Annotated in this window: 8 protein-coding genes; 3 read left to right on the top strand and 5 right to left on the bottom strand. The window is 59.7% G+C overall.

Translation table 11 applies throughout. The features are described from left to right. Window positions 1-975: 975 nt before the first annotated feature. The 5 genes from ACTO3O_RS03995 to ACTO3O_RS03975 all read right to left on the bottom strand — a co-directional run bounded on the left by ACTO3O_RS03995 (window position 976) and on the right by ACTO3O_RS03975 (window position 6,118). A complete protein-coding gene (locus ACTO3O_RS03995; RefSeq protein WP_297829696.1) occupies window positions 976-1,134 on the bottom strand; it encodes a hypothetical protein in 159 nt (52 codons plus the stop codon). A gap of 183 nt (window positions 1,135-1,317) precedes the next feature. Next, window positions 1,318-3,555 carry a glycoside hydrolase family 20 protein gene (locus ACTO3O_RS03990; protein ID WP_297829698.1) on the bottom strand — a complete coding sequence of 746 codons (2,238 nt, stop codon included), beginning with the start codon at window positions 3,553-3,555 and terminating at the stop codon, window positions 1,318-1,320. A 28-nt stretch (window positions 3,556-3,583) separates the two neighbouring features. After that, the gene (locus tag ACTO3O_RS03985; protein WP_297626552.1) at window positions 3,584-4,234 is read right to left on the bottom strand and encodes a WbqC family protein; all 651 of its coding nucleotides are present in this window, start codon (window positions 4,232-4,234) and stop codon (window positions 3,584-3,586) included. Between the two features lie 8 nt (window positions 4,235-4,242). Beyond that, window positions 4,243-4,401 (bottom strand): hypothetical protein, encoded by a 159-nt coding sequence (locus ACTO3O_RS03980; protein WP_298080646.1) that lies wholly within the window; start codon window positions 4,399-4,401, stop codon window positions 4,243-4,245. Window positions 4,402-4,675: 274 nt separating this feature from the next. Further along, a complete protein-coding gene (locus tag ACTO3O_RS03975) occupies window positions 4,676-6,118 on the bottom strand; it encodes an arylsulfatase (protein ID WP_297829702.1) in 1,443 nt (480 codons plus the stop codon). Window positions 6,119-6,192: 74 nt separating this feature from the next. On the opposite strand from ACTO3O_RS03975, the gene rdgB reads away from it, so the two are divergent. Genes rdgB through frr form a run of 3 tightly spaced genes read left to right on the top strand, consistent with a single transcriptional unit; the run spans window position 6,193 to window position 8,137 of the window. Continuing rightward, window positions 6,193-6,792: an RdgB/HAM1 family non-canonical purine NTP pyrophosphatase gene (rdgB, locus tag ACTO3O_RS03970; protein WP_297829704.1), complete on the top strand. Its 600-nt coding sequence runs from the start codon at window positions 6,193-6,195 to the stop codon at window positions 6,790-6,792. 27 nt (window positions 6,793-6,819) lie between these two features. Next, a complete protein-coding gene (pyrH, locus tag ACTO3O_RS03965) occupies window positions 6,820-7,545 on the top strand; it encodes a UMP kinase (protein WP_297829706.1) in 726 nt (241 codons plus the stop codon). A 28-nt stretch (window positions 7,546-7,573) separates the two neighbouring features. Then, on the top strand, window positions 7,574-8,137 hold the full coding sequence (gene frr / locus ACTO3O_RS03960) for a ribosome recycling factor (RefSeq protein WP_294592504.1): 564 nt from the start codon (window positions 7,574-7,576) through the stop codon (window positions 8,135-8,137). The last annotated feature ends 282 nt before the right edge of the window (window positions 8,138-8,419 follow it).

Raw genomic sequence — 8,419 nt, 5'->3', positions numbered from 1 at the left:
CGGAGCCGCAGTGGGGCTGACACAGGGCCGAGAACTGGGGCGAACTTTGGGCTGCGCCTGTTCTTCAGGCGGGAAAACCGAAAACGGTTTTCCCGCCGCGCCAAGCCGAGCATGAGGCTTGGACTGGGGGCGGTGGGTTGGGCTGAACTTGTTGGTCATGCTTTGGGCTGAGAGCGAATAGCTAAGTCCCCGTGTTAACGGTCGGCCCGCAGCCCCCGGATGCGGAGGGCTGAAATACTCCGCTTACGCTTCGTATTTGGACTCCGCTGACTGCGGCCGAAAACAAACTTCACATAATAGGGGCCGTGAATGGCCAACAAGGCCGAACACGTAAAGAATTGAGGCGAGCTTTGGGTTGTGCTTCTGCGACCCTAAAGAGTCGCGCAGTTCGCCGCCACCCCACGCGGCGGACTGCTATAGACTGAGAGCGAATAGCGTGATTCCTATAGGAATCGCCGTGCTCGGCGAGAGCGACGCATTAGCGGCGCGTGGGGGGCGCGCCGAGCACGAACCTCATAGCAAAGAGGTGTTGCTCTTGCGGTTCTTAGAACCGCCGGGCCTGCGGCGGGGCATCTTTGAAGCCCGGGCCGGACGCCGCAGCCCGAACCCGACAGAATTGAAGCGGTGAATGGGTGCTTTGCGCCTGCGACTCGCAGAGTCGCGCGGGTCGGACGCCTGCCCACGGGCGGGACGCACAGCGTCTTTTACTGGCCGCCTCTATCCCACAACAGCACCTCCCGGGCGTCCGACCCACTTCCTACAAGAGTGAATGACACGGGTCGGAGCCAGCGTGGCCGGAAACGAGCCTCGCGACGTTGCAGGCCTACGCTTGGGGTGGCTCCGGCCCGCGCGGTTCTACGAACCGCAGAGTGCAAATGGGGTAGGGCGGCCAGTTGTTTGGGGTAGCTTTCGGGTAGAGGCTGTCCTTATTTTTAGGGTAGACCCGGCCCTTTGCCCACCGCGGGCCCGCGGCGTTTATTCCGAGAGGCAACGCAACTGAAAACTGTAAGCGCGGTAGTCCGCGCTGCTGGAATAGAGCCACGTCACGCCTAGACGTAAGTTCATGCCATTGGTGCTGCTGATCGTGGACGACCAACTGTACCCGCTGCCGCCGACGTTCGCCAGATCGCCCAATCGCCCATAATTGCCTGCGTCGCGGAAGCCCGGGGCGGGATGTCGAACGACACTCCGATGCGAGTTTGTCCGGGGAATTGTAACAAAAACCGCCCGGCGTATCCGTGAGAAAGATACCACCGGGCGGGTCTCGGAAAGGGAGGCTGAAAAACGCCAGTTTCCGCCTCCGTGCGATGTGGCCGATTACTCTACCACGATTTCATCCATAAACGCAAAAGCCTTTTTGCCTGCCCCCAAATGCCAAGGCGGACAAATCCCCACGCCGTCCGTCACCACCTTCACATAACGTCCCTTGCGGCCGACCGCGCTCGAAAAATCGCGCGAGCCGATCGCCACCGCCCGATTGACCTCCGGCTGCGCCTCCATACCCACCTGCGTATATTCTTTCCCATCCGAAGAAACGTAGAACGTCACCTGTTTCGGGAAGAAAATCCAGTCCGTCAGCACCTGCAAGTAAGTCGCCGTCACCCGGGCGATCTCCTGCTCCGACCCCAAGTCCACCACCGCCTCGAAACGAGGCACGTCCCAACCCAGCCACTGGATCTTGTAATCGTTGCTGCCGTGGATGCCGTTGGTCAGCACCTTGTCCGCCGAGCGGTCGTATTTCGGATGCGGTGCAGGCGAGAGAGCGACCGGTTTCTCGAAACTCAGGTTCCCGTCCTGCCGCACGATCGAAATTTTGCGCATCATATCGAGATACTCGTCCGGCGTCGTGTGCCACTCCGAAAGGCGCGTCACCCCCTCCTGCTTGCACAGCGCGATGAAATCTTCCAGTTTTTGCGTGTATTCCGGATTCGTTTCCCACACACTGTCCGTCGCTTGTACATAGATACCGTTCGGCCCGTACGGGTCGAGCTTGGTCTGCTCCAGTTCCGCATACCGAAGCGGCTGGCGCGCAATTTTTACCCGTTTCAGGAACTCAGGCTGGTTCGTCACTGCTGCCTCGGCTCGCTCGAAACAACCCTCGTAGATCGCCAGATTCTCCGGCGACAGGTAGCTGTCCGCCCCGTCGGTCGGTGCGCCGAAAATCGAAAGCGGTTTGCCGCTCTGTTCCAAATTTTTTGTAATCAGGTTGATATACTCCTTGATATGCCCTCCCGCCAGGCCGTAGTAGCCGTTCAGGAAGTCGTTCATCAACGAGTCGGCGTCGGCAGCCGGATTCCACAGCAGTTTCGAGATCAGATAAGCCCGCAGGTCGGCGAACTCGCCGCCCACCTCGCGATTCCCCTGCTCGAACATCGCCACCACGTGGTTATCCACAAAATATTGGATATTCGGCTGCAACGTATGGAAATTGGGGAACGGGCTGACCAGATTCTTGAACTGGATCACATAGTCCCACACCAGAATATTGTCCGTGAGCTTGGCCCACTCCTCCATGTCGCGCCGGAACGAGGCACTGGTCGAATCCGTGGCGATCGGTTGGCTGCGGTTGCACTCGATGTTGCAGAACATGATGTTCACATTCTCGCGCGGCTTGGTCACCTTCGGCGCGGCCCGCGAATACTGGTAGGCCAGCGTCGAAATCACCTTGTCCGGGAACCGCTCGGCCACGGCGTTCACAAAGCGGATCACGCTGCCCGTCGGGCTCCCCTCGATGGAGTCGACCTCGGCGCACAGCGCACACTGGCAGTAGCCGAAGTTGTCGTTCGAGCTCACCGACCAATACTTTGCCTCCGGCTTGGCGGCCATCGCCTTGGCCAGATTGTCGCACATGATCTCCAGTACCGCCGGGTTCGACAGGCAGGGCTGCGTCGTGGCCCGCTGGCCGCTCACCAGCGCAAAATACTCCGGATGAGTCTTGAAATAGGGATCCGCCGGCAGCAGCTGCCCGAAACTGTGGCACCAGAAACCCCAGTCGGGCTTTCCGCCCGTCGAGTCGTGGCTCAGCTTGTGCCAGTCAATATACCCTTGATCGTTCGTCCCGCGGTAATGGGTGTCGCGGAAGGTGATCACCGGCACCTGCCGGTCGTAAATTCGCTTGGGTACGGTCACTTTCCCCTGCTGCGGAATGACTTCGACCGTGGCCGAGTATTTCCGGCAACCGAGGTAGTCGTCCAGCAGGGTGTACATCCCGTTCAGGGTGCCGCGCGAGGTGCCGCCCTGAATGTTGATGCGGTTGCCGTCCGTGAAGATCACAAAACCGTCGTTCCCCAGATCGGTGTGTTTCGAGGTGTCGGTGCTGAAGACGATCGTGTGGTCGTCGGCAGTCGTTCCGGAGTCGGTTACGATGGGGAGTTCGGCTTGCGAAATTTGCCGGAAATAACCTTGGAAACGCTCGGCGGCGAGCCGGGTGAGGCTGTCGGCATCGGCGGCCACCACGATGCGGTAGTCGCTCCGGCCTTTGTCGGCCAGCTTCAGGGTCTGGCTGCATGAACTGAGCATCAGCGCGGCTCCGAGCAGGGCAAAAATGGATTTCATCGGTAGGGTTTTGAGGTGTTGTTTGGGTTTAGTGTGCGGTGTGAATGCTTGCCCGAACGGCCTGTCCGGCCTGCGGCCCTTCGCAGAAGAGGAGGTCGACGACCGACAGGTTCGGTGCGAACGGGAGCCGGTCGGCGAAGACCTGATAATACTCCGGCGCCGCGAATGTCGGGTCGGGACGCCGGAGGCGCGGTTTGTGCGAAATGATCTCCCGAAAATCCCCCGCTTCGGCTGCCGTGTCGAGAGGCACGGGTGCGGTGTAATCTTCCGTAAACAGCAAGGTCTCCGGCAGGCCGAGCAGCCCCAGCAACAGGCGTGTCAGGTCGCCGTTCAGGTCAAAGAGGCGTTCGGGGCGGTAGTTTCGCTCGTCGTAAAACGGGGCGAGTTTTTCGGCATAGTGGTCGAAATAGGGCGCCGCCGCATAGGCCGCCCGCAGCGTGCGCCAGTGTTCGCGCTGCCAGGGCAGGGTGTAGTCGATCCGCACTTCGCGGATGGGCATTTTGGCCCGGTGATCCCAAACGACGGGTACGGTCAGCGTCCGCACGCCGGCGGCGGTCATCACTTCGGCCCGGTTGCGGTAGGTCTGTTTCTGGAAATTCTCGTGGGCTTCGATCCGCGCGCCTTGTGCGAGCTTGCCGAAGTATTGGATGTTTCCTAAATAGGCGGTTGTAACGAGCATCGTTTCGTTTATTCCGAGAGGCAACGCAACTGAAAACCGTGGCCGCGAGTGTGCGCGGTGCTATAGTAGAGGTACTGCGCCCGGAACGTCAAGTCCAGGCCGTGAATGCCGCCCGTGGCGGAAGACCAGCTGTATCCGTCGTGGCCGACGTCGTGCAGCACTCCCAACTCTCCATAGCCCGAGTCGCGGAAGCCCGGGGCGCACCCACAGAGTGTTTTATTGGCAGCCTCTACCCCCCGTTCTTTGTCCGCGCGCTGGCGGAAATCTTATTCAAACGCGAACCACGCGTTTGAATGATTCCCTACTCTAACAATCGCGCGCGGTCGAGCTTTGTTCCGGCTGGAACTGCCGCTTTCTTGTAAGAAAACTTTCATGATAGCTCCGTTCCTCCTTAGGCTCCGTAGTCCTTAATCTTTGTCCGTGTGCCGGAAGAGGACTTTGTCAGAAGTTCCACGCCGGATTCTTCGACTGCGTCCGCCCCTTGTCCATGAGCCGTTGCAACTCCAGCACCTTGCCCGGATACTCCGAAGCCACGTTGCGCAGCTCTTTCGGATCGCGCGACAGGTTGTAAAGCTCGTATCGCACCTTCGACGGGTCGCCGGACAATTGTTTGGCATTCAGCCGAATCAGTTTCCAGTTGTCGCGGATCACCGCCTGTTTGCCCCCCTCCTCATGGAATTCGAAATAGAGGTGGTCGTGTTTCGGCTGTTCACCCTCGCCCGTCCATTCCGGCAACATCGAGATGCCGTCCACCCCTTTCGGCACCTCCGCATCCACGATGTCGCAGACCGTCGGCAGGAAGTCCCAGAACGCTGAAACGTGGTAGCTCACGCTCCCCGGAGCGATGTGTCCCGGCCACACCACGATGAACGGCGTCCGGATCCCACCCTCGTAAAGGTCGCGTTTCGTGCCTCGGAACAGTGAGTTGCTGTTGAAATAGTTCGGGTCGTGTCCCCCCTCGATGTGCGTCCCGTTATCGGAGCTGAAGATGAAAATCGTGTTGTCGAGCTGCCCCGTTTCGCGCAGCTTGGCGACCAGTCTGCCTACGTTGTCGTCGATGCGCTTCACCATCGCCGCGAAAGCCGCCCGCGGCTGTGCCTGTGCTCCGTACCAGTCGCCCTTGAACGGCGTTTCCTGAAACTTGCCCTCGAACGGTTTCATCTCCTCCGCCGGCAGCACCAGCTCGGCGTGCGGCAGCGTCGTGGCGAATTCGAGGAAGAACGGTTTGCCTGCCGCCACGCTCCGGTCGATGAACGACAGGGCGTGCTGCGTTGTCAGTTCGTCGGAATATTGCGTGCCGTCGAGCTCGATTTTCCGGCCGTTTTCGTAGAGCTTTTTCGGATAATAGTGGTGTGCGTCCACCTGTGCCTGGTGGCCGTAGAAGTAGTCGAAACCCTGGTTCCCTACGCCCCCCTCTTCCGGATAGCCTCCAAGGCCCCATTTCCCGGTGATCCCGGTAGCGTAGCCTTTCGATTTGAGCACCTCGGCCACGGTCACCTCTTCAGCAGGCAGCGAGTAGTCGTACGTCGTGCCGTCCTCCAACTTTCGACCGTCGTTACCCCGAACCCCTGCGTGCCCCGTGTGTTTGCCGGTCAGCAGCACGGCGCGGCTCGGCGCCGAGACGGTCGAACCGGCGTAGTGTTGCATGAACTGCATCCCGGCACGTGCCAGCGAGTCGATGTGCGGGGTCGGAATGGTGCGCTGCCCGTAAGCACCGATGTCGCCGATGCCGAGGTCGTCGGTCAGGACGAAAACGATGTTCGGCAGGCGTCGTGCGACGGTGTCGATCGGCGCAGGGGTTGCTTTTCTCCCCCGTGCTGTTCCGGAGAGTGGCATGGCGGCCGCGGCGGCCATCAAAAGGCCCCATTCTGAAAGGTGTTTCACGTGATTTCGGTTTTGTTAAAGCGGCAATGTAGTAAATTTTCGTTAAATTCGCCTCGTAGAACTCGGATTCGGACATGAAAATCATCTTTGCTACGGGCAATCGGAACAAATTGAAAGAGATACAGGCGATTCTCGGCGATCGGGCCGAGGTGTCGATTCCGGCGGATCACGGCGTGACGGAAGAGATTCCGGAGGATGCGGCGACGCTGGAGGGAAATGCGTTGCAGAAGGCCCGGTATATTCATGAGCGGACGGGGCTGGACTGCTTTGCGGACGATACGGGGCTGGAGGTCGAGGCGCTGGGAGGCGAGCCGGGCGTCTTCTCGGCGCGCTATGCGGCGGTGAACGGTGCGGGCGAGAGGCATGCCTCGGCGGATAATATGGCTTTGCTGCTCAGGCGGCTGGAGGGACAGCAGAATCGACGGGCGCGATTCCGGACGGTGATCGCGCTGATTCGGAACGGCGAGGAGCACCTCTTCGAGGGGATTGTGAACGGCGAGATCACGCTCGAAAAGAGCGGCACGGAGGGGTTCGGCTACGACCCGGTTTTCCAGCCGGAGGGGTATGCGGTGACTTTTGCCGAGATGGCGCCGGAACTGAAAAACCGGATCAGCCATCGCGGACGGGCGACGGCGCGGCTCATCGAGTTTCTGAACGCAGAGGGCGGGGAATAAACGGTACGATTTAATCTTTTCGGAAAGATGGCGAAATACAAAAGAATATTGCTGAAACTCAGCGGTGAATCGCTTCAGGGGAAACAGGGATACGGATTGGATCCGGAGGTGCTGGCTTCGTATGCCGCTCAAATTCGGGCGGTGGCGGAGGCGGGAGTAGAGGTCGGGATCGTGATCGGAGGCGGGAATATTTTCCGCGGAATGACGGGCGTCGGTAAAGGGTTCGACCGGGTGCGGGGAGATCAGATGGGGATGCTGGCGACGGTGATTAACTCGCTGGCTTTGCAGTCGGCGATCGAGAATGCGGGCGGACGGGCCTGTGTGCTGACTTCGATTCCGATGGGGCCGGTGGGGGCGGGAATTTACTCCAAGTTCCGGGCGCTGGAGCTGATGCGCGAGGGGTATGTGGTGATTATCGGGGGCGGAACGGGCAACCCGTTCTTTACGACCGATACGGCTTCGGCGTTGCGCGGGGTGGAGATCGAGGCGGATGTGCTGCTCAAGGGCACGAGGGTCGACGGGGTCTATACGGCGGATCCGGAGAAGGATCCGGCGGCGGTGAAGTATGACCGGATTTCGTTTGCGGAGGTGATCGAAAAGCGTCTCAAGGTGATGGACCTGACGGCATTTACGATGTGTATGGAGAACCGGCTGCCGATTATCGTTTTCGACATGGATACGCCGGACAATCTGGAGCGGGTGTTGGCGGCGGACGGCGCTTTGGCGGAGGTGGGGACGCTCGTGCATAATTAATTTGGAAAATAAATAAGATCGAAAAAATATGGGACAGAAAAGAGCAATCATCGACGCGGCGATGCCGCGTATGGACAAGGCTTTCGCACATTTCGAATCGGAAATCGCGTCGATCAAGGCGGGCAAGGCGAGTCCGAATGTGCTGAACGGGGTGATGGTGGAGTCGTACGGGGCGCAGATGCCGGTCAATCAGGTGGCCAGCGTGACGGTGCCGGATGCGCGGACGATTCTGGTTCAGCCGTGGGACAAGAATCTGCTGGCACCGATCGAAAAGGCGATTATCAATTCCAATCTGGGGATGACGCCGTCGAATAACGGGGAGACGATTCGGCTCAACGTGCCGCCGTTGACGGAGGAGCGTCGGAAGGAGCTGATGAAGCAGATCAAAGCGGAGGCGGAGACGTGTCGGGTGGCATTGCGGGGGGTACGCCGCGATGCGATCGAGGCGATTAAGAAGGCGATCAAGGCGGACGGTCTGCCGGAGGATGTGGCGAAGGATGGTGAGGATGAGGTGCAGAAGATCGTGGACGGTTTCTCGAAACGGATCGATGAGGTGTTGGCGGTGAAGGAGAAAGAGATTATGACGGTGTAGATGGAGTTGATTTTTAAATCTATGGATAACGGGTGGCTTTGTGCCACCCGTTTTGGTTTATATACTGGTCGGGTTTGCTGTGTGGTGATTGGGTAGAGGCTGCCGGTTGTTAGTAGGGTAGTTCCAGCCCATTGCCCACCGCGGGCCCGCGGCCCGTTTATTCCGAGAGGCAACGCAACTGAAGACCGTAGGCACGGTTCGCCGAGTGGCTGGGGCTGAGTTCTGTCGCATAGAAGTGCAAGTACATCCCGCTGATCCCACTGGCCGTAGAAGCCCAGCTGT

The sequence above is a fragment of the Rikenella sp. genome (assembly GCF_056799795.1).
Note: the sequence above shows the minus strand (reverse complement) of the source record. Positions and strands in the feature narration are given on the sequence as shown.